Annotated in this window: 18 protein-coding genes and 1 pseudogene; 4 read left to right on the plus strand and 15 right to left on the minus strand. The window is 67.6% G+C overall.

Annotated elements, in window-relative coordinates; genetic code table 11:
- Positions 1–148 precede the first annotated feature (148 nt).
- On the plus strand, positions 149–1,792 hold the full coding sequence (locus V3B46_RS05425) for a catalase (RefSeq protein WP_049424487.1): 1,644 nt from the start codon (positions 149–151) through the stop codon (positions 1,790–1,792).
- Positions 1,793–1,900: 108 nt separating this feature from the next.
- Positions 1,901–2,503 (plus strand): DUF937 domain-containing protein, encoded by a 603-nt coding sequence (locus V3B46_RS05430; protein ID WP_164089596.1) that lies wholly within the window; start codon positions 1,901–1,903, stop codon positions 2,501–2,503.
- A 38-nt stretch (positions 2,504–2,541) separates the two neighbouring features.
- Here the strand turns inward: V3B46_RS05430 and V3B46_RS05435 are convergent, their stop codons facing one another.
- The gene (locus V3B46_RS05435) at positions 2,542–2,949 is read right to left on the minus strand and encodes an RNA-binding S4 domain-containing protein (RefSeq protein ID WP_005408603.1); all 408 of its coding nucleotides are present in this window, start codon (positions 2,947–2,949) and stop codon (positions 2,542–2,544) included.
- Between the two features lie 9 nt (positions 2,950–2,958).
- Entirely contained in the window at positions 2,959–3,198 is a 240-nt protein-coding gene (locus V3B46_RS05440) for a hypothetical protein (protein ID WP_106467434.1), read from the minus strand.
- Between the two features lie 62 nt (positions 3,199–3,260).
- On the opposite strand from V3B46_RS05440, the gene V3B46_RS05445 reads away from it, so the two are divergent.
- Positions 3,261–4,721: an MATE family efflux transporter gene (locus tag V3B46_RS05445; protein ID WP_107432624.1), complete on the plus strand. Its 1,461-nt coding sequence runs from the start codon at positions 3,261–3,263 to the stop codon at positions 4,719–4,721.
- Between the two features lie 69 nt (positions 4,722–4,790).
- Here the strand turns inward: V3B46_RS05445 and V3B46_RS05450 are convergent, their stop codons facing one another.
- The 10 genes from V3B46_RS05450 to ffh all read right to left on the minus strand — a co-directional run bounded on the left by V3B46_RS05450 (position 4,791) and on the right by ffh (position 11,875).
- On the minus strand, positions 4,791–5,201 hold the full coding sequence (locus V3B46_RS05450; RefSeq protein ID WP_154262800.1) for a DUF1801 domain-containing protein: 411 nt from the start codon (positions 5,199–5,201) through the stop codon (positions 4,791–4,793).
- A gap of 38 nt (positions 5,202–5,239) precedes the next feature.
- Positions 5,240–5,674, minus strand: coding sequence for a DUF1801 domain-containing protein (locus tag V3B46_RS05455; protein ID WP_329891321.1), 435 nt, complete (start codon positions 5,672–5,674; stop codon positions 5,240–5,242).
- 79 nt (positions 5,675–5,753) lie between these two features.
- Positions 5,754–6,134 (minus strand): DUF6404 family protein, encoded by a 381-nt coding sequence (locus V3B46_RS05460; protein WP_329891322.1) that lies wholly within the window; start codon positions 6,132–6,134, stop codon positions 5,754–5,756.
- An 82-nt stretch (positions 6,135–6,216) separates the two neighbouring features.
- Positions 6,217–6,618, minus strand: a complete 402-nt coding sequence (rplS, locus tag V3B46_RS05465; RefSeq protein WP_005408597.1) for a 50S ribosomal protein L19 — start codon at positions 6,616–6,618, stop codon at positions 6,217–6,219.
- A 154-nt stretch (positions 6,619–6,772) separates the two neighbouring features.
- Entirely contained in the window at positions 6,773–7,531 is a 759-nt protein-coding gene (gene trmD, locus V3B46_RS05470) for a tRNA (guanosine(37)-N1)-methyltransferase TrmD (RefSeq protein ID WP_329891323.1), read from the minus strand.
- Between the two features lie 8 nt (positions 7,532–7,539).
- Positions 7,540–8,052: a ribosome maturation factor RimM gene (gene rimM / locus V3B46_RS05475; protein WP_010483256.1), complete on the minus strand. Its 513-nt coding sequence runs from the start codon at positions 8,050–8,052 to the stop codon at positions 7,540–7,542.
- 44 nt (positions 8,053–8,096) lie between these two features.
- On the minus strand, positions 8,097–8,357 hold the full coding sequence (gene rpsP, locus V3B46_RS05480; RefSeq protein WP_005415733.1) for a 30S ribosomal protein S16: 261 nt from the start codon (positions 8,355–8,357) through the stop codon (positions 8,097–8,099).
- A 131-nt stretch (positions 8,358–8,488) separates the two neighbouring features.
- Positions 8,489–9,271, minus strand: coding sequence for an aminotransferase class IV family protein (locus tag V3B46_RS05485; protein ID WP_329891324.1), 783 nt, complete (start codon positions 9,269–9,271; stop codon positions 8,489–8,491).
- Positions 9,268–10,350 carry an NAD(P)H-dependent flavin oxidoreductase gene (locus tag V3B46_RS05490; RefSeq protein WP_329891325.1) on the minus strand — a complete coding sequence of 361 codons (1,083 nt, stop codon included), beginning with the start codon at positions 10,348–10,350 and terminating at the stop codon, positions 9,268–9,270. Before V3B46_RS05490 ends, V3B46_RS05485 begins: the two co-directional genes overlap by 4 nt.
- Positions 10,351–10,498: 148 nt before the next feature.
- Positions 10,499–11,875 (minus strand): signal recognition particle protein, encoded by a 1,377-nt coding sequence (ffh, locus tag V3B46_RS05495; protein WP_005408591.1) that lies wholly within the window; start codon positions 11,873–11,875, stop codon positions 10,499–10,501.
- Between the two features lie 122 nt (positions 11,876–11,997).
- Here ffh and V3B46_RS05500 point away from each other — a divergent pair, with 122 nt between their 5' ends.
- Positions 11,998–12,792: a cytochrome C assembly family protein gene (locus V3B46_RS05500; RefSeq protein WP_032127560.1), complete on the plus strand. Its 795-nt coding sequence runs from the start codon at positions 11,998–12,000 to the stop codon at positions 12,790–12,792.
- 91 nt (positions 12,793–12,883) lie between these two features.
- Here V3B46_RS05500 and V3B46_RS05505 read toward each other — a convergent pair whose 3' ends face one another.
- From V3B46_RS05505 to V3B46_RS05515, 3 genes and pseudogenes are all read right to left on the minus strand, one after another.
- Positions 12,884–13,348 (minus strand): YqhG/Tai3 family protein, encoded by a 465-nt coding sequence (locus tag V3B46_RS05505; RefSeq protein WP_154262794.1) that lies wholly within the window; start codon positions 13,346–13,348, stop codon positions 12,884–12,886.
- Positions 13,349–13,455: 107 nt separating this feature from the next.
- Positions 13,456–15,759 (minus strand): annotated as a pseudogene (locus tag V3B46_RS05510) (tetratricopeptide repeat protein); the annotation flags it as partial.
- Positions 15,760–15,807: 48 nt separating this feature from the next.
- Entirely contained in the window at positions 15,808–17,664 is a 1,857-nt protein-coding gene (locus V3B46_RS05515; protein WP_329891326.1) for an ATP-binding protein, read from the minus strand.
- Positions 17,665–17,710 lie beyond the last annotated feature (46 nt).

Here is a 17,710-nt window from a genome sequence, read left to right on the forward strand (position 1 = left end):
CCCATCGAAAGGCTCTGCAAATCCGATTCTGAGTTTCAATTGACAGAATCTATCATCATGAATGGATCATTCGATTATTCATTTCATCTGGCCCTAGCTAAAGTCGAGTGAAGATGTTCCACCCCGTCTTCACCCGCAGGAGCCAGCCATGAGCCAGTCCGATAACAACAGTCCCAAATGCCCGTACCACACCGCGCCGTCGCCTGCGGAAGGTGCCCAGCAGCAGCGGGAGCTGAGCACCACGCCCAAGCAGAAGCACGGGGATGATCCGGTCACGCCGATGACCACGGCCTTCGGCGCACCGGTGGTGGACAACCAGAACAGCAAGACCGCCGGCCCGCGTGGCCCGCTGCTGATGGAAGACGTCTGGCTGCTGGAAAAGCTGGCCAACCTCAACCGCGAGATCATTCCCGAGCGCCGCATGCACGCCAAGGGCTCGGGCGCGTTCGGCACCTTCACCGTCACCCATGACATCAGCAAGTACACCCGCGCCAAGCTGTTCGAGAAGGTCGGCAAGCAGACCGAGATGTTCGCCCGCTTCACCACGGTGGCCGGCGAGCGTGGCGCCGCCGACGCCGAGCGTGACATCCGCGGCTTCGCGCTGAAGTTCTACACCGAAGAAGGCAACTGGGACCTGGTCGGCAACAATACCCCGGTGTTCTTCCTGCGCGACCCGCGCAAGTTCGCCGACCTCAACAAGGCCGTGAAGCGCGACCCGCACACCAACCTGCGCAGCGCGCGCAACAACTGGGACTTCTGGACGCTGCTGCCCGAAGCCCTGCTGCAGGTGACCGTGGTGATGAGCGACCGCGGCATTCCGCGCAGCTTCCGCCACATGCACGGTTTCGGCTCGCACACCTACAGCTTCACCAACGCCGACAGCGAACGTTTCTGGGTGAAGTTCCACTTCGTCAGCCAGCAGGGCATCGAATCGCTGACCGACGCGCAGGCGCAGATCCTGGTCGGCCATGACCGCGAAAGCCACGGCCGCGACCTGTTCGCCGCGATCGAGAAGGGCGACTTCCCGAAGTGGAAGCTGTTCATCCAGGTCATGCCGGAGCTGGATGCGGAAACCTACCGCGTGCATCCGTTCGACCTGACCAAGGTGTGGCCGAAGAGCGACTACCCGCTGATCGAAGTGGGCCAGTTCGAACTGAACCGCAATCCGGTCAACTGGTACCAGGACGTGGAGCAGTCGGCGTTCGCGCCGAGCAACCTGGTGCCGGGCATCGGCCCGTCGCCGGACAAGATGCTGCAGGCTCGCCTGTTCGCCTATTCCGATGCGCAGCGCTACCGCCTGGGCGTGAACCATCACCAGATTCCGGTGAACGCCGCGCGCTGTCCGGTGCACAGCAACCACCGCGACGGTGCGATGCGCGTGGACGGCAACTACGGCGGCCTGCCGCACTACGAGCCGAACAGCTACGGCCAGTGGCAGGAGCAGCCGCAGTACCGCGAACCGCCGATGAAGATCCGCGGCGACGCCGACTTCTGGAATTTCCGTGAGGACGACGCCGACTATTTCAGCCAGCCCGGTGCCCTGTTCCGCAGCTACAACCAGGCACAGAAGGACCGCCTGTTCGCCAATACCGCCCGCGCCCTGGGCGATGCGCCGGACTTCATCAAGCAGCGCCACATCGACAACTGCAGCAAGGCCGACCCGGCCTATGGCGCTGGCGTTGCCGCGGCCCTGAAGGCGCTGGCCAGCCAGCCGTCGGATCCGTTCAAGCCGGCGCAGCCGGAAGCGGATTTCCCCACCGCCACCCCGGGCGCCGAAGACATCGAGCTCTGATCGCCCTGCCCCGTGTACGGCACGCCGCCTCCCGGTGAGGCGGCGTCGCCGTTTTAACGGTCCGCGTCGTACCTTCTGCACGCCCAACCCCAATCAAGGATTCCGCAGATGAGCCTGACCGACGAACTTCTCGCCAAATTGCAGGGCGCCCCGCTGCAGCAGGTGTCGCAGCAGCTCGGCATCAGCGATACCCAGGCTTCCGGCGCGATCAGTGCCGCGCTGCCGGTGCTGATGGGCGCGCTGGGCAACAACGCCTCGCAGCCGCAGGGCGCGCAGGCGCTGCTCGGCGCCTTGCAGAACAACCACAGCGGCCTGGACCTGGGCAGCGTGCTCGGCTCGGTGCTGGGCGGCGGTGGCGGTGGTGCGGCCAGCGACGGCGCCGGCATCCTCGGCCACATCTTCGGCGGCAACCAGCAGAAGGTGGAGACTGGGCTGGCCCAGGCCACCCAGCTCGACAGCGGCCGCACCAGCCAGCTGCTGCAGATCCTTGCCCCGATCGTGATGGCTTTCCTGGCCCAGCGCCTCGGTGGCGGCCAGGCCGATGCCGGCTCGCTCAGCCAGGCCCTGGGCCAGGAGAAGCAGCAGGTGCAGCAGCAGGGCGGTGTTGCCGGTGGCCTGCTCGGCAGTCTGCTGGACCAGGACGGTGACGGCCAGCTCGGTGTCGGCGATCTGCTGAAGATCGGCGGCAGCCTGTTGGGTGGCAAGCGCTGAAGCATGCGGGCGCCGGACCCGGTCCGGCGCCCCGTCAACTACAACGCGTCGATATCACCCAATGCACGGATCAACCGCCGTGCGCGCTTGTCCGGCTTGTGCTCCGGTGGCTGGAAACCATCGCGTGCGGCGATGCGCAACGCACGCTGTTCGGCACGGCGTGCCTTCGAGGCCTCGCTCTCGGCATACAGTTGCTGTGCTGTCGGCGCCGGCCCGCGCTGGTCGCTCAGGCCCAGCACCTGGATCTCGAAATGCTCCTCGCCACGATCCACCTGCAGCTGCTCACCCACGCGCACCGCGCGCGAGGATTTCGGGCGCTGCCCAGCCACGCTGACCTTGCCGGTCTCGATGGCCTGCTTGGCCAGGCTGCGGGTCTTGAAGAAACGGGCCGCCCACAGCCAGATGTCCAAGCGGACACTGGGCGACAGCGGGGAAAGCTCGGTCATCGGCAGGGACTACTCCGTTCGCTTGTTCAGGGGCCGCGGGTTGTCGGGGTCGGTGCGGCAACCGCTGCCCCCGATCAGGGTGGGAACGCCGGCGGAAAGATCCTGGCGCTGGCTGCCGACCAGGCACTCGGGGCGGTCGGTTGGCCGCACCTGGTTATCGCCCAGCCGGTCACCTGTCGAACATGCGGCCAGTACGGCGCCGATCAAGGCCAACGCCATGCTCCATTTCACCTGCAGTCGTTGATGCATTGCCACATCCTGCAAACCGGCTTGGTGCTAGTGTGCGCCTCCCGGGATTCGATCACCACTCCATGGCCAAAGCGCCGCTTGACCTGACCTCCGGCCCGATCGGCCGCAATCTTCTGCTGTTTTCACTGCCGATCCTGGCAGGCAACATCGCGCAGTCGCTGAACGGTTCGGTGAATGCGGTCTGGGTCGGGCGCTTTCTCGGCGAGGCGGCACTGACCGCCACCGCGAACGCCAACAACATCATGTTCTTCCTGATCGGCTCGGTGTTCGGCTTCGGCATGGCCTCGACCATCCTGATCGGCCAGGCGATCGGCGCGCGCGACATCGCGCAGGCGCGGCGCGTGGTCGGCACCAGTGCCACCTTCTTCATCGGCCTGTCGGTGATCATCGCCATCGCCGGCTGGTTCATGGCCCATCCGCTGCTGGCGGCGATGGGCACGCCAGCGGCGTCGCTGCCGCTGGCCGAGGCCTACCTGCAGATCATCTTCCTGGCGATGCCGACGCTGTACGCGTTCGCCTTCCTCACCGCCGCACTGCGCGGTGCCGGTGATTCGCGCACGCCGTTCCGTTTCCTGATGGTGTCGGTGGCGCTGGACATCGTGCTGAACCCGGTGCTGATCTTCGGCATGGGGCCGTTCCCCGCGCTGGGCATCGCCGGCTCGGCCTGGGCCACGCTGGTCGCGCAGACGCTGTCGCTGGCCGGCCTGCTGCTGTACATGCGGCACAAGCGCCACACGCTGTGGCTGGGCCGCGCCGACATGCGCCTGTTCAAGCTCGACCTGACCATCCTCAAGGCGCTGGTGATCAAGGGTGTGCCGATGGGCCTGCAGATGGTGCTGATCTCGCTGTCGGTGATCCTGCTGATGACCATGGTCAACCAGTACGGCACCGACACCGGCGCCGGTTACGGCGCTGCCCTGCAGCTGTGGAACTACCTGCAGATGCCGGCGATGGCGATCGGTGCGGCATGCTCGTCGATGGCCGCGCAGAACGTCGGTGCGCAGCGCTGGGATCGCGTGCGCGGCACTGCGCGCCAGGGCGTGCTGTTCAACTTCCTGCTGACCGGCGCGCTGATCCTGCCGCTGGTGCTGTTCGACCGCCAGCTGCTGGCGCTGTTCCTGCCGCCGGCCAGCCAGGCGCTGGACATCGCCCGCCACCTCAACCACGTGGTGATCGGCTCGTTCCTGTTCTTCGGCGTCAGCTTCGTGATCTCCGGCGTGGTGCGCTCCACCGGCGCAGTGATTCCGCCGCTGCTGATCCTGGCCGGTTCGCTGTGGGGCGTACGCGTGCCGTTCGCCGAACTGCTGCAGCCGTACTGGGGCGCCGATGCGATCTGGTGGAGCTTCCCGGTCAGCTCGCTGGTGTCGATGCTGCTGTCGCTGGCCTATTACCGCTGGGGCGGCTGGCGCAAGGCGAAGATGATGGGCAAGCCCTCGCACGCCGAAGAACTGGCCACGCCGTCGGAGATTCCGGCCTGCCCGCCGTCGCCGGTGGCCGACCCAGATGCCGCGCCACTGCGGTAGAGCCGGCCGCTGGCCGGCAATTTCATGCCTCTTCGGAAGCATCGTGCAACAGCCGGCCAGCGGCCGGCTCTACCGTTTCTTCTTTCTGGCAGCATTGAATGTCGCCGCCGCGCGCAGCAACGCCTTCAACGCCGCGGGATCGGGCATCGCGCCTTCATGGATGTCGATCGCACGCCGCGTGTTGCCCTCCAGGCTGGCGTTGAACAGGCCCTTCGGGTCCGCCAGCGCGGCACCGTTGGCAAAGGTCAGCTTCACCGCCTGCTTGTAGGTTTCGCCAGTGCACAGGATGCCGTTGTGCTCCCACACCGGCGTACCGCGCCACTTCCAGGTTTCCTGCACGTCCGGCAGCGCTTCATGGATCAAAGCACGCACGCGTGCCAGCGTTTCGCCACGCCAGCCGCCCAGCTCGGCGATGCGTGCATCGATCAGTTCAGCGGCCGGGGTTCCGGCATCGGCAGGGTTCGGCGCGTGCGTGGCCATCAGCGGTTCTCGTCGGCAAGGAGATCGGAACGGTGGGCTTACATGCGCTCGCCGGGCAATGCCGCGGCCTGGCGCACCCAGTCAAGGAACTGGGCTTCATCCAGTACACCATCCTGCGCAATGTGCAGGTAGCGCGTATCGGCACTTTTGGACGGCTCGGGCGGCATCGGCTTCAGTGCAGCGCCACGGAAGAACGCCACCTTGATGTAGCGGGTGAAGCAATGGAAGCTGAGGAACCAGCCTGCGCCCGGCGCAACCGAATACATCGGCGAGTTCCACTTCACCGCCTTGTGCACGCCAGGTACGGCCTGTTCGATCAGCGCATCCAATTGTGCGCCGATCGGACGTTTCCAGTCCGGCATGGCGGCGATGTACGCCTGCACCGGAGCATCGCCCTCGCCCTTGGCGATCTGCGGGTTGCCGCCGGACAGCAGCGTGGGCGCGGCGGAAGGTGCGGTTCGCTTGGCAGGCATCGCACGGCACGTCCATCGGGATGAAACCGCAGCCTAGCGCGGCCTGTCCCCAACGGTCACGGCGCAGTGCGCCATCGGCTCAGTCCGCCTGCCGCGCCCGGAACTGCTGCCAGTCCGGCAGCTTGCGGTGGCGGCGCAGCGAGCGCATCAAGGCCGCCATCACCACGCCGAACAGCGCACCGGCCACCAGGCCGGCCGCCAGCAGCAGGGCCAGCGGGCGTTCACTGCCCTGCCACAGCATCAGCCACATCAGCGCGGTCCAGAACAGCCCGACCAGCAGGCCCTGCACCAGCGCATTGGTGCCGAAGCCGGCCAGGATCGGCGGTGGCAGTGCGATGCCCATGCGCCACAGCACACGATGCAGCAGCGGTGCCGACTGCACGCGCGCCAGCCCCTTTCCGTCGAGGAAGCGCAGCGCCGACTGGATCACGGCGGGATAACGCGGGTTGATGTCGTTCATCACCTGATCGTGGCCGATGCGATACCGGAAACGCAAACGGCCACCTGAAGGTGGCCGTCGCGGCAACAACCGAAGTTGTTTATCAGGCCTTTTCGGCCAGACGGGCAGCCTTGGCGGCAGCAGCGGCAGCCAGGTCTTCCTTGATGCGGGCAGCCTTGCCTTCCAGGCCACGCAGGTAGTACAGCTTGCCGGCGCGGACCTTACCACGACGCTTCACTTCGACCGAGTCGATGATGGCGCTGTGGGTCTGGAAAACGCGCTCGACGCCGTAGCCGTGCGAGATCTTGCGGACGGTGAACGAGGAGTTCAGGCCGGCGTTCTTGGTGGCGATGACAACGCCTTCGTAGGCCTGCACGCGCTCGCGGCTGCCTTCCTTCACCTTCACGTTGACGACAACGGTGTCGCCCTGGCTGAACTTCGGCAGTTCACGGGTGATCTGGGCGGATTCGAATTCCGCGACGATGGACTTGTTCAGCTTGCTCATGGGTTACACCGATTCTTGTTCGGGTGGGCGTGTCGTATCGACAACGTAGGCTCATGCAGTCACCGGACTGTGCTGCACGTTTGTTTTGGGTACTGCGCGCGCCGGCCGGGGCCGACGGGAATTGGCCATGATAGCCGATAATGCCAGCCCTGCGCTAGGGGCTGGCCTTGTGTTTCCGGGCCTGGCGGCCCTGCTCCAGCAGTTTGCGGTCGCCCTTGCCCAGCGCCTGTTCATCCAGCAGGTCCGGGCGCCTCTCGGCGGTCCGGACCAGCGACTGCTGACGGCGCCAGGCCGCGATGGCCGCGTGGTTGCCCGAGCGCAGCACGTCCGGCACGTCACCCAGCGGGTGCTGGGCCGGCTGGCTGTAGTGCGGGCAGTCAAGCAGGCCGAGGTCGCCCTCGAAGCTGTCCTGCGCCGCCGATTCCGCGTCGTTCAGGGCACCGTCCTGCAGGCGGGCCACGGCGTCGATGATCACCGCCGCGCCCAGCTCGCCACCGGACAGCACGTAGTCGCCGAGGGAAATCTCCTCGTCGACATTGGCCTCCAGGAAGCGCTCGTCGATGCCCTCGTAGCGGCCGCAGAGCAGGACCATGCGCGGCAGCGCCGCCAGTTCCCGCACCTTTGCCTGGGTCAACGGCGTACCCTGCGGGCTGAGATGGATCACCCGCGCCGGGGTCGGATCGGCATCACGGATCGCCTGCAGGCAGGCCTGCAGCGGCTCGATCAGCATCACCATGCCGGGGCCACCGCCGAACGGACGGTCGTCCACCCGGCGGTAGTTGCCTTCGGCGTAATCACGGGGATTCCAGCCATGCAGGCTGAACAACCCCTTCTCCTGCGCGCGCCCGACCACACCCAGTCCAGCGGACTGGGCGAGGAACTCGGGGAACAGGGTGATGACGTCGAAACGCATGCTCACACTCAGAACTCGGGATCCCAGTCGACCACGACCAGGTTGGCCTCGAAGTCGACCGACTTGACGAAGTCCGGCTGCACGAACGGAATCATCCGCTCGCGGTCACCACGGACCACCACCACGTCGTTGGCGCCGGTGCTGAACAGGTGCGAGACCTGGCCCAGGGCAACGCCCTCGGTGGTCTTCACATCCAGGCCTTCCAGATCCACCCAGTAATACTCATCGGGCTTCGGCGGCGGCAATGCACTTCGAGCCACGTAGATCTCGGTGCCGTGCATCGCTTCGACGGTATCGCGGTCCTCGACGCCGGGGAAACGGGCGACCAGGTGCTTGCCGCTGTCGCGGCCGCGTACACCTTCAATCGTGGTTTCCACGCCGGACGGGCTACGCACGATCCACGGCTGGTAACGGAAAATGGCGGAACGTGGCTCGGTCCAGGACTCGAGCTTGATCTCGCCGCGCACACCAAAAGCGCCGACAACCCTGCCCAGCAGGATGCGGCGCTCGATATCTTTCATCTGCTTCAACCAAGAGGGCCACGCCGAAGCGTGGCCCGTCAGGATCAGGCCGCAGCGGCCTGGGACTTGGTCGCTTCCTTGATCAGGTTGCGGACCTTGTCGGTCGGCTGGGCGCCGTTCTTGACCCAATGGTCAACGCGGGCCAGGTCCAGCTCGATGCGCTTCTCGGCGCCCTGGGCGACCGGGTTGTAGAAGCCAACGCGCTCGATGTTGCGGCCGTCGCGCGCGCTGCGCACGTCGGTGACGATGATGTGGTAGAACGGACGCTTCTTGGCGCCGCCGCGGGTCAGTCGAATCTTGACCATGGTGTTTTTCCTATTGCCCAGTCGCCAGGATGGCGAGGTAAGCGGGCGATTATAGCGGCAGAGCCCGGCCGAGCCAACCCCGGGGTGAATCCGCCTTCACGGCAGCGCCGGGCCATGCCCGACGGGGGTTTTCACCCCAATCTGTCCCAAGCCACCGCCGCCAGAACTGCCCTGCCCTGTTCAGCCAGTGCCTGCGAGCCGGGCAGGACATGCCCGTCGATGGCGTCCAGCGCCCACAGGCCGCTGGCGTTGCAGGCAAAAGCGGCGTTCATACCGGCCATGTCCGCCAGCCGCAACTGCTGCGTGGCCTGTGCGCCCGGCCAATGCTGCTTCAACAACGTCTCGGCGGTACCGCGCAGGGCCGGTGCCTGCGGCCAGCGCAGCCGCTCACCATCGTGAACGGCCAGGTTCCAGGTGCTGCCCTCACTCACGTCGCCATCGGCGGTCACGAACAGCACATCGTCGAATCCTTCCGCCATCGCCGCGCGACGCTCGGCGAACAGGCCGAAGGTGCCCACATGCTTGATCTGCGGCAGCTCGCGCTGCCACACCACGCTGCGCACCCGCTTCGGTGCGGTCAGCGCCACCGGCGCGGACACCGCCACCAGCACGTCCACCGGTACGGCCGCCAGCGGATTGCGGAAATCGAAGTGGCGCGAGTACACCGTCACCCGCAGCGAGGCATCGGACAGCGCCGCCTGCTGCAGGGCCTGCGCCATCCAACCCCGCACCTGCGCCGTATCAAGTTCGCTGCCGAACAGTTCGCGGGTCGCCTGCGACAGCCGCGCCAGATGCAGGTCCAGCCCCTGCACCGCTCCGCCCCGCACCTGCAGCGAGGTGAAGTGGCCGTAGTTCACCAGCGCCGGCAGCAGATCCTTCACCTGCGCCGGCTGGCCGTTGCAGGTCAGCGTCATCGCAGCAGCGCCTGCGCCTGTTTCCACATATCACGCAGCACGTCGGCAGCGGGCTGTGCCTGGGCCATCCACGCTGATTGCCCGGCCCAGGCCTGCATCGCGGCCAGGCGGTTTTCCTGCACGGCCTGCCTGCGCATCGGCGCGGTCAGCCCGCGCTGCACCGGGTACGGACGCGGCGCGGGGGCGCCTTCCGCAGCGGCGGCGCGCACATAGGGTGTCGCCAGGCCACGGCCCAGGCGACCACTGAAGGCGCGGGTCGGCCAGGTGTCTTCCGGTTCGCTGGCGGCCAGCCCATCGGACCACGCCGAAGCGATCGCCGCTTCGGGCGTGCGCAGGAAGGCGGTGCCGATCTGCACGGCGCTGGCCCCCAGGGTGAGTGCGGCAGCAATGCCGCGGCCATCGGCGATGCCACCGGCGGCGATCACCGGAATCTGCAGGTGATCGGCCAGGCGCGGCAACAACGCAAACAGGCCGACCAGCTGACGCTCGGCCATCGCCGGATCAAAGGAACCGCGATGACCACCGGCTTCCACCCCCTGCGCGACCACTGCATCGGCACCGGCATCCTGTGCCGCGCGCGCTTCGGACAAGGTCGTCGCACAGGCAATCCAGGCAATGCCGGCATCCTTCAACTGCTGCACGTGGCGCGGCAGCAGCACGCCCATGATGGTCGAGGCCACCGCCGGGCGCGCGGCCAGCAGTGCAGCGAACTGTTCTTCGAAGTCGGCGGGCGTGGCATCGGCGGCGCTGGCCGGCACGTCCGGGCCCCACTGCGCGAGGAAGGCGCGACTGGCGGCTTCAGCGGCGACATCACGGGTCGGTGCCGGGTCCGGCACCCACAGGTTCACCTGTGCGGGGCCCGTCGAGGCAGCGCGGAAGTCATCCATCCAGTGGCCGATATCGGCCGATGACGACAGCACTGCGCCCATCGCCCCCATGCTGCCGGCATTGGCCAGCGCGGCCGACAACGGCACCGGGCAGGCGCCGGCCATCGGGGCCAGCAGGATCGGAACGGAAACGCCAAAGCGCCGGCAGAACGCCTCGACGCGGGAAGATACAGATACAGCGGAACTCTGCATGACGGCCCATCGTTTCGGACAGGCCCCCATGGTGCGCGCAGGACGGGGGTAGAGTCGAGCTTGCTCGACTGGACCAGCAACAGCAGTCGAGCAAGCTCGACTCTACGCAGGCCGCGCCGACCACGACGCGTGCCCGCGGCTCAACCCATCAACGGAACGGCATGCCGCGGCCGCCCATGGCGCCCATCATGCCCTTCATGCTGCGCAACATGCCCTTCATGCCGCCGCCGGCCATCTTGCTCATCATCTTTTCCATCTGCATGTACTGCTTCATCAGCTTGTTGACGTCGGCGGGGGTCACGCCCGAGCCCTTGGCGATGCGCGCGCGGCGCGAGCCGTTGAGCAGGTTCGGGTTGCGCCGTTCCTTCTTGGTCATCGAGCTGATGATGGCGATCATGCGCGGCACTTCCTTGCCCTGGCTGACCTGCTGCTTCAGATGGTCGGGGATGTTGCCCAGGCCCGGCAGCTTGTCCATCAGGCCGCCGATGCCGCCCATGTTCTGCATCTGCTCAAGCTGGTCACGCATGTCGTTCAGGTCGAACTTCTTGCCCTTGGCGACCTTCTCGGCCAGCTTGGCCGCCTTGTCCTTGTCAACCTGCTGCTCGACCTGCTCGACCAGCGACAGCACGTCGCCCATGTCCAGGATGCGGCTGGCGATACGGTCCGGGTGGAACACGTCCAGACCTTCCGGCTTCTCGCTGACACCGACGAACTTGATCGGCTTGCCGGTGATGTAGCGCACGCTCAGCGCGGCACCGCCACGGGCGTCACCGTCGGTCTTGGTCAGCACCACGCCGGTCAGCGGCAGGGCGTCGCCGAAGGCCTTGGCGGTGTTGGCCGCGTCCTGGCCGGTCATGGCGTCGACCACGAACAGGGTTTCGGCCGGGTTCACCGCCGCGTGCAGGGCCTTGATCTCGGCCATCATCGCTTCGTCGATGGCCAGGCGGCCGGCGGTATCGACCAGCAGCACGTCGACGAACGACTTGCGCGCATCGTCGATGGCGGCGCGGACGATGGCTTCCGGCTTCTGGTCGGCGCTGGACGGGAAGAACAGCACGCCGACCTGCTCGGCCAGAGTCTTCAGCTGCTCGATCGCGGCCGGACGGTAGACGTCGGCCGAGACCACCATCACCTTCTTCTTGCGCTTTTCCTTCAGGTGCTTGGCCAGCTTGCCCACCGTGGTGGTCTTGCCGGCGCCCTGCAGGCCCGCCATCAGGATGATGGCCGGAGCGGGCACATTGAGGTTCAGGTCGCTGGCTTCGGCGCCCATCACCGCGGTCAGCTCGTCGCGCACGACCTTGATCAGGGCCTGGCCCGGGGTCAGCGACTTCAGCACTTCCTGGCCGACCGCGCGCACCTTGATGCGCTCGATCAGGGCCTGCACCACCGGCAGCGCAACGTCGGCTTCGAGCAGCGCGATGCGCACTTCGCGGGTCGCCTCGCGGATGTTCTCCTCGGTCAGGCGGCCGCGGCCACGCAGGCGCTCGATGGTGCCGGAAAGGCGCTGGGTCAGGGACTCGAACATGCGGCGCAACCTGTCTGCAAGCGGGGGACAATAAGGCAGACAGTATAACGGGTCCGCTCCCCTCCCCGGACTGCGACCACAGGGCCGTCGCCACCACCGCAGGGGTATGCGAAACTGCAACGATGTTAATCGTTCTCATCGCCGCCCTGCTCTACCTGGCCGCCAGCGCCCTGCTGGTGCGTGCGCTTGGCCGCGATGAAAGCACCGGCTCCCCCGCCTGGCTGTGGCCCGCACTGCCGGCGATGCTGCTGCACGGCGGCTACCACGTGATGGTGGCGATGCGCACCAACGGCGGGCCGGACATGCACTTCTTCGCTGCGCTGTCGCTGGTCGGCCTGGGCATGGCGTGGCTGACCTCGCTGGTCGGCGCGCGCGGGCGCATGTCGGCACTGGGCGTGGTGGTGTTCCCGCTGGCCGCGGTACTGCTGCTGGCCTACCACGGCTACGGCCACGAACCGAGCAAGGTGCTGGGCTGGCGCCTGGCCAGCCACGCCTGGCTGGCGCTGCTGGCCTACGCCACGCTGAGCATCGCCGCGCTGCTGGCGATCATGCTGTGGCTGCAGGAACGCGCCCTGCGCCGCCGCGAGTTCCGGCCGTGGCTGCGCGCCCTGCCGCCGCTGGCGGATCTGGAATCGCTGCTGTTCCGGGTGATCACCGTCGGCTTCGCGCTGCTGACCTTGACCCTGGTCACCGGCGTGCTGTTCGTCGACGACCTGCTGGCGCAGAAGCTGGTGCACAAGACCGTGCTGAGCGTGCTGTCGTGGATCGTGTTCGGCGTGCTGCTGATCGGCCGTCGCCGCTACGGCTGGCGCGGCATGAAGGCGGTGCACTGGACGCTGGCGGCGATGCTGTTGCTGCTGCTGGCGTTCTTCGGCAGCCAGTTCGTGATCGAACTGGTGTTCGGGCATTCGCGATAGCGGCGTGCCGGCCCGCGGTCGGCCCCCACACCGGTAGTACCGGCCGCTGGCCGGCAACAGGACCGCACCCTGCGTGGATGCCGCAGGCGGTTCAAGGCACCGGCTGGGCCAGGATCTTCCGCACCGAACGGCCGCTGTTGGTGAGGATGTCATCGACCTGCCAGCAGCCCTGCCCCTGGCGCACCATCGGCAACCGGGTCACGTAGGCCTTCTTCCATACCGAATAGCGCATCTCGACCTGGCCGGACGTCGCCGAGACCTCTTTCCAGCTGTAACGCACCGGGCTGTCGATGTCGCCATCCTGCGCATCCAGCCACGGGTCCGAATCGATGGTGCAGATGCCTTCCTCGCGCGTCTGGCAGGCGCGCTCGCCACGCAGGGCCTTGCCGAAGCCCGGGCTGACCAGCGCCGGCGGCGGTGCCAGCAGATCGCCATTGCCGGTGGTTGCCTCGTAGAAGGCACGGGCGACAGCCACTGGATCCTGGCAGGCCGGCGCGGCCTGCACGGCGGGGGCCAGCAGCAGCCCGGCGATCATGAACATCCCTGTCTTTCGCATGTGTTCCATTCCTTGTGTGGGGGGACGCCGGGCATGGCCCGGCGCTACCGGAATCGGGTGGGGTAGCGCCGGGCCCAGCCCGGCGCGCGCGCCGCCCGGCGGGCGTTCAACCCGGAACGCTCGCTCACGTCCAGGTGCGGCTGGCGATCCTGGTCGCAGGCTTCGGCCAGCCGCAGCCAGCAATGCGGATGCGGCCACTTCGCGGTTTCCTGCTGCAGGAAGCGGTGCAGGGCCAGCGGTGCATGGTCCTGCGGCTGGGCGACGGTGAACAGCAGGCCCGGCAGCGTGCCCTCCTTCTCGTCCGGATCGGTCACGGTGTAGTCCGCGCGGCTGTGCGACCACACCTGCCAGCCCTGCGCCTCGGCCACTGCGACAAAGGCATTCCACGCATCTTCGCCCGGGTGCGCGCCGTCGACCAGCCAGCTGCGGGCAAAGCCGCCGCGCTCCAGCACATGCACCTGCGCATAGGTCGGGATGAAATGCTCGCGCGCTTCCTCTTCCTCCGGCGCCGGATGCACCAGCGCAGCGTCGAACACCACCCAGTCGCCGACCTGCTGGGTACGGTTGGCCGGCGCGTTCTCAACGATACGTGCGGTGACCGGGCCACTGCGGCGCGCGTAGTACTCCATCGGCTCGCCGTTCTCTTCGCTGCGGATGATCACCCAGCCCCACGGCTCCTCGACCACGCCGTCCTGGCTGGACAGCTCCATGCCGATCGCGGCCGCCGAGCGACGCACCGCGTCCCAGTCGCGTGCCGCGCTGGCCGCGCTCATGTGGTCCCAGTGCGCGGCATTCGGTTCTTCCAGCAACTCCACCAGCTGCGCATAGCATGCCTGCGCCTCGCTGAAGCGACCGGTTTCCATGTACATCCGCGCCAGCGTACCGCGTGCGCCATGCGAGCCCGGCGAGGCCGCCAGCAGCGCCTGCGCGGCCTGCTCCAGCGCAGGCCAGTCCGACACGCGGCGGGCGCGCTGCACCTCGCACCAGTGCGCGAACACCGGCACGGTGCCGCGATAGGTATCCGCCAGCAGGCGCAGGCCGTCGTCGTCGCCCTGCTCGGTCAGCCAGCGCATCAGCGTGTAGGCGGCCGGGCCATCATCCTGTGTGTGTGCGCGCACGAATCGCCAAAGCAATGCGCGCGCTTCCGTCTGCGCCCCACAGGCGCTCAGCGCGGAGGCAGCCATCTCGGCCAGCGCCTCATCATCTGGCAGCTGCGCCTGTGCCTGCAGCAGCCACTGCGCCTCACGTTCGGGATCGCGCGACTGGTTCTGCTCTCCCTGCTCGTTCAGCCAAACCAGTAGTTCAGCGGCTGGCACCGGCAGCGGCGCCACATCCGGCAAGGCATCGATGCGTGCCGCCAGGCCGGCCACCAGCGCTGCCGCACCTCGGTCCTGGCGCAGCTGCGCCAGATGGATGCGCGCCAGTTCCAGCTGGCGCAGCGCCACCCAGCGTGCGCCACGCTGCAGGGCCAGCTCCAGGCTCAGCGCGGCGACTTCGATCAGCAGGCGGTGCGAGCCAACCTCGGCAAAGTGTTCGATGATGGTGTTGAAGCGCGTGCCCAGATCCCAGGTATTGCGTGCGGGATCGCGCCGGCACAGCGCTGCGGCGGTGTTCGCCCACAGCCGCCAGTAGGTAGGCGTCAGTTCGCTCCACGGCACCAGCTGCTGCAAGGCCTCTTCGTCGCGGTCCAGCTGGGCCAGCGCCCACGCCTTGGACAGGCGGCGCGGCACCGTGCAGTTGGCCGGCTCGTACTCGCCGGACGCGGCCACTTCGGCCTCGCGCTTCTCGATCAGCAGCAGCGCTTCTTCGGCGCGGCCCATGCCCAGCAGGATCTTGATCTGCATCTCCGGGAAGCTGTCGAACACTTCCTTGCCGCAGGCCTCGATCGCGTCGGACTGCACCTGCAGGTAATCCAGTGCGTCCTGGCCGCGGCCATCATCGAGCAGCGCATCGGCCTTTTCGCAGCTCAGGCACTGGAAGCAGGCCCAGCTTGGATCGATGCGGCCCAGCGTCTCGTCGCAGACCTCGATGCGCTCCGGCACCCAGCCGGGGCCATCGATGTTGCCGTAGCAGGCGGCCAGGTCCTGGGTCACGCAGATCGACTGCGGGCATTCCAGAGTGTCCTCGCGATGCGCACGCTCGAACAGCGCCACGGCTTCGCCCAGCGCGCTCTCGCCTTCGACGCGGTTGCCGACGCGGTTGCGCAGCGCCCAGTGGCCGACGTAAACGTCGACCCACGGGTTGTCCAGCGCCTTGCCCAGCGCTCGCGCTTCGGGCAGCAGCGCGTCGACGCGGTCGACACGCAGTTCGCTCACCTCGTCGGCGAGGCGGTTCAGCAGGTGCGCATTCTGCGCCTGGCCGGCCTGGCGCAGGTCGCCCTGCAGTTTTTCGACCCAGTTCCAGATGTCCATGGGGTAATTACTCCTGTCTAGCGAAGGCTGGATGAGAGGATGCGGTGCTCAGCGCAGCATCTGCTGCAGGGCACCGGCGATATCGGTGAACGCGCCGTTGAGATCCGGGCCGGGCGTGGCAGTCGCGCGGGCCAGTGGACGGCCCTGCGCGGCGACGATGATCTTCAGTGAGCGCAGCAGGCGCGCTGCGGCTTCGGCCTGCGGATGGCCGTCGCGCTGGGCGCGCAGCAGCGCCTGCACCGCCGGGTTGTCGAGGTTGAGGTACAACCGCGAGGGTGCACGTGATTCGATGCGCGCCGTGAACTGCCGCGCCAGCCGCAGCGCCGCCATTGAAACGCGCTTGTCGTTCTCGTCGTCTTCGAGGCGCTGCTTCAGTTCGGCTTCGCGGTCGGGCACCACCACCACCGGCAGCGCCTCCGGGCTGAAGCGTGCCGGCAGCAATTGCTCGCCGTCACCCAGCTGCTCGCGCAGCCATGCCAGCTGCGCCTCGTCGAGGCTGTCATCGCTGCGGAACAGCGCACGGTTGCCCTGCTCGGTGCCGAGCTCGACCAGACGCAGCCCCTTGGCCTGGGCCCAGCGCCGCAGGAACGGCACTACTGCATAGCGATGGCCATGCGCGACCGGCACGCCCATCGCGCGGAACAGCATTTCCTCGAAGCCGCCACCGTTGTCGAGGATCACGTGCACGGCACCGCGTGCGGGCAGCGCACTGGCAGGCAGGTCGCCCTGCGAGGTCGGCACGCGCACGTGCTCCAGCAACAGGTCGAACAGGCGGTCATCGCACAGCGCCGCGCCCAGCAGCGCCTCGTTGTGGCGGCTCAATACACGTCGCCACGCTTCCGGCTGCTGCCGCGCGACGTCGGCCAGGCCATCAATCAGCGCCTCCAGCAACGCATGCTGCACGGCACGGTACTGGTCGTCGCGCTGCAGGTCTTCGCGGCTGGCGGTGGGCGTGAGCCGCGAGGATTCGATCACCCCGCCGATGAAGCCCGCCCACGGCGGCAGCAGGTCACGCGCATCGTCGTCCAGCAGCATGCCGCGCACGAACACCGACAGGTTGCGGTTGTCGCTGGTGCCGTAGGTGGCACCGTCCTGCACCCACAGCAGGCCGGTGGCATCGCTGTTGCCATCGGCACGCAGCGGCACGGTGACGATCGGCTCGAAATCATGTTCGAAACGCGCCGCGAACTGCAGCGCCTGGCGACGCGCCTGCACCGGATGCAGGGCCACATCGCCCTGGCCACGCCACGGCGGCGGCTCGGGGTTGAGCGCCTCGCCTGCAGCACCGATGAAGATCGGCTCGGACAGCAGCGCGCAGTAGCGACCCAGCACCTCGTGCAGGCGCGCCTCGTTGGCCAGCGGCAGGAAGTCCGGATGCAGTTCCAGCTCCACCTCGGTGCCGACCGCGCGTGCCGGCACTTCGCTGACGGTGTACTGCTCGGCGTTGCTGGACACGTACAGATGGCCCAGTTCCGGCGTCTGGTAAGATGTGGTGCGCACGCTGACCCGGCGCGCCAGCACGAAGGCCGACAGGAAGCCGAGGCCGAACATGCCGATCAGGCCCTCATCGTCCTCGCCGCCCTGGCGCAGGCCGCGGGTGTAGCCGACGCCGACGGTCGCCAGGTAGTCATGGATCTCCTGACGGGTCAGGCCGGCGCCGGTATCGGAGATGCGCAGCACGCCGGCAGCGGCATCGACCTGCACCGCGATACGCGAGGGCACCTCGACGCCAGGTTGTTCGATGCGGCGGCGGATGATCGAGTCGTGCGCGTTCTGCACCAGCTCACGCAGCGCCACCACCGGGGTGGAATACAGGTGCTTGCCCAGCACCGTCATCAGTCCATTGAGATCGACCCCGGCGCGACGGATTTCGGCGTTGGGGGCGGTGAGCGCGGTGTCCTGCATGTAATCGTTTACTCCTGGGCACGGAAAGACGCCAGAGGGCGCCTTC

The sequence above is a fragment of the Stenotrophomonas sp. SMYL11 genome, from assembly GCF_036320005.1.
Classification (GTDB): Bacteria; Pseudomonadota; Gammaproteobacteria; order Xanthomonadales; family Xanthomonadaceae; genus Stenotrophomonas; species Stenotrophomonas maltophilia_A.

Bases quoted from the DNA above. Each gene is read 5' to 3' on its own strand.
- ffh (WP_005408591.1), bottom strand. From the start codon at position 11,875: ATGTTCGAGTCCCTGACCCAGCGCCTTTCCGGCACCATCGAGCGCCTG.
- V3B46_RS05450 (WP_154262800.1), bottom strand. From the start codon at position 5,201: ATGGCCACGCACGCGCCGAACCCTGCCGATGCCGGAACCCCGGCCGCT.
- V3B46_RS05490 (WP_329891325.1), bottom strand. From the start codon at position 10,350: ATGCAGAGTTCCGCTGTATCTGTATCTTCCCGCGTCGAGGCGTTCTGC.
- V3B46_RS05460 (WP_329891322.1), bottom strand. From the start codon at position 6,134: ATGAACGACATCAACCCGCGTTATCCCGCCGTGATCCAGTCGGCGCTG.
- V3B46_RS05505 (WP_154262794.1), bottom strand. From the start codon at position 13,348: ATGCGAAAGACAGGGATGTTCATGATCGCCGGGCTGCTGCTGGCCCCC.
- V3B46_RS05455 (WP_329891321.1), bottom strand. From the start codon at position 5,674: ATGCCTGCCAAGCGAACCGCACCTTCCGCCGCGCCCACGCTGCTGTCC.
- V3B46_RS05430 (WP_164089596.1), top strand. From the start codon at position 1,901: ATGAGCCTGACCGACGAACTTCTCGCCAAATTGCAGGGCGCCCCGCTG.
- V3B46_RS05440 (WP_106467434.1), bottom strand. From the start codon at position 3,198: ATGCATCAACGACTGCAGGTGAAATGGAGCATGGCGTTGGCCTTGATC.
- rimM (WP_010483256.1), bottom strand. From the start codon at position 8,052: ATGAAAGATATCGAGCGCCGCATCCTGCTGGGCAGGGTTGTCGGCGCT.
- V3B46_RS05425 (WP_049424487.1), top strand. From the start codon at position 149: ATGAGCCAGTCCGATAACAACAGTCCCAAATGCCCGTACCACACCGCG.
- V3B46_RS05485 (WP_329891324.1), bottom strand. From the start codon at position 9,271: ATGACGCTGACCTGCAACGGCCAGCCGGCGCAGGTGAAGGATCTGCTG.
- rpsP (WP_005415733.1), bottom strand. From the start codon at position 8,357: ATGGTCAAGATTCGACTGACCCGCGGCGGCGCCAAGAAGCGTCCGTTC.
- rplS (WP_005408597.1), bottom strand. From the start codon at position 6,618: ATGAGCAAGCTGAACAAGTCCATCGTCGCGGAATTCGAATCCGCCCAG.
- V3B46_RS05435 (WP_005408603.1), bottom strand. From the start codon at position 2,949: ATGACCGAGCTTTCCCCGCTGTCGCCCAGTGTCCGCTTGGACATCTGG.
- V3B46_RS05445 (WP_107432624.1), top strand. From the start codon at position 3,261: ATGGCCAAAGCGCCGCTTGACCTGACCTCCGGCCCGATCGGCCGCAAT.
- V3B46_RS05515 (WP_329891326.1), bottom strand. From the start codon at position 17,664: ATGCAGGACACCGCGCTCACCGCCCCCAACGCCGAAATCCGTCGCGCC.
- V3B46_RS05500 (WP_032127560.1), top strand. From the start codon at position 11,998: ATGTTAATCGTTCTCATCGCCGCCCTGCTCTACCTGGCCGCCAGCGCC.
- trmD (WP_329891323.1), bottom strand. From the start codon at position 7,531: ATGCGTTTCGACGTCATCACCCTGTTCCCCGAGTTCCTCGCCCAGTCC.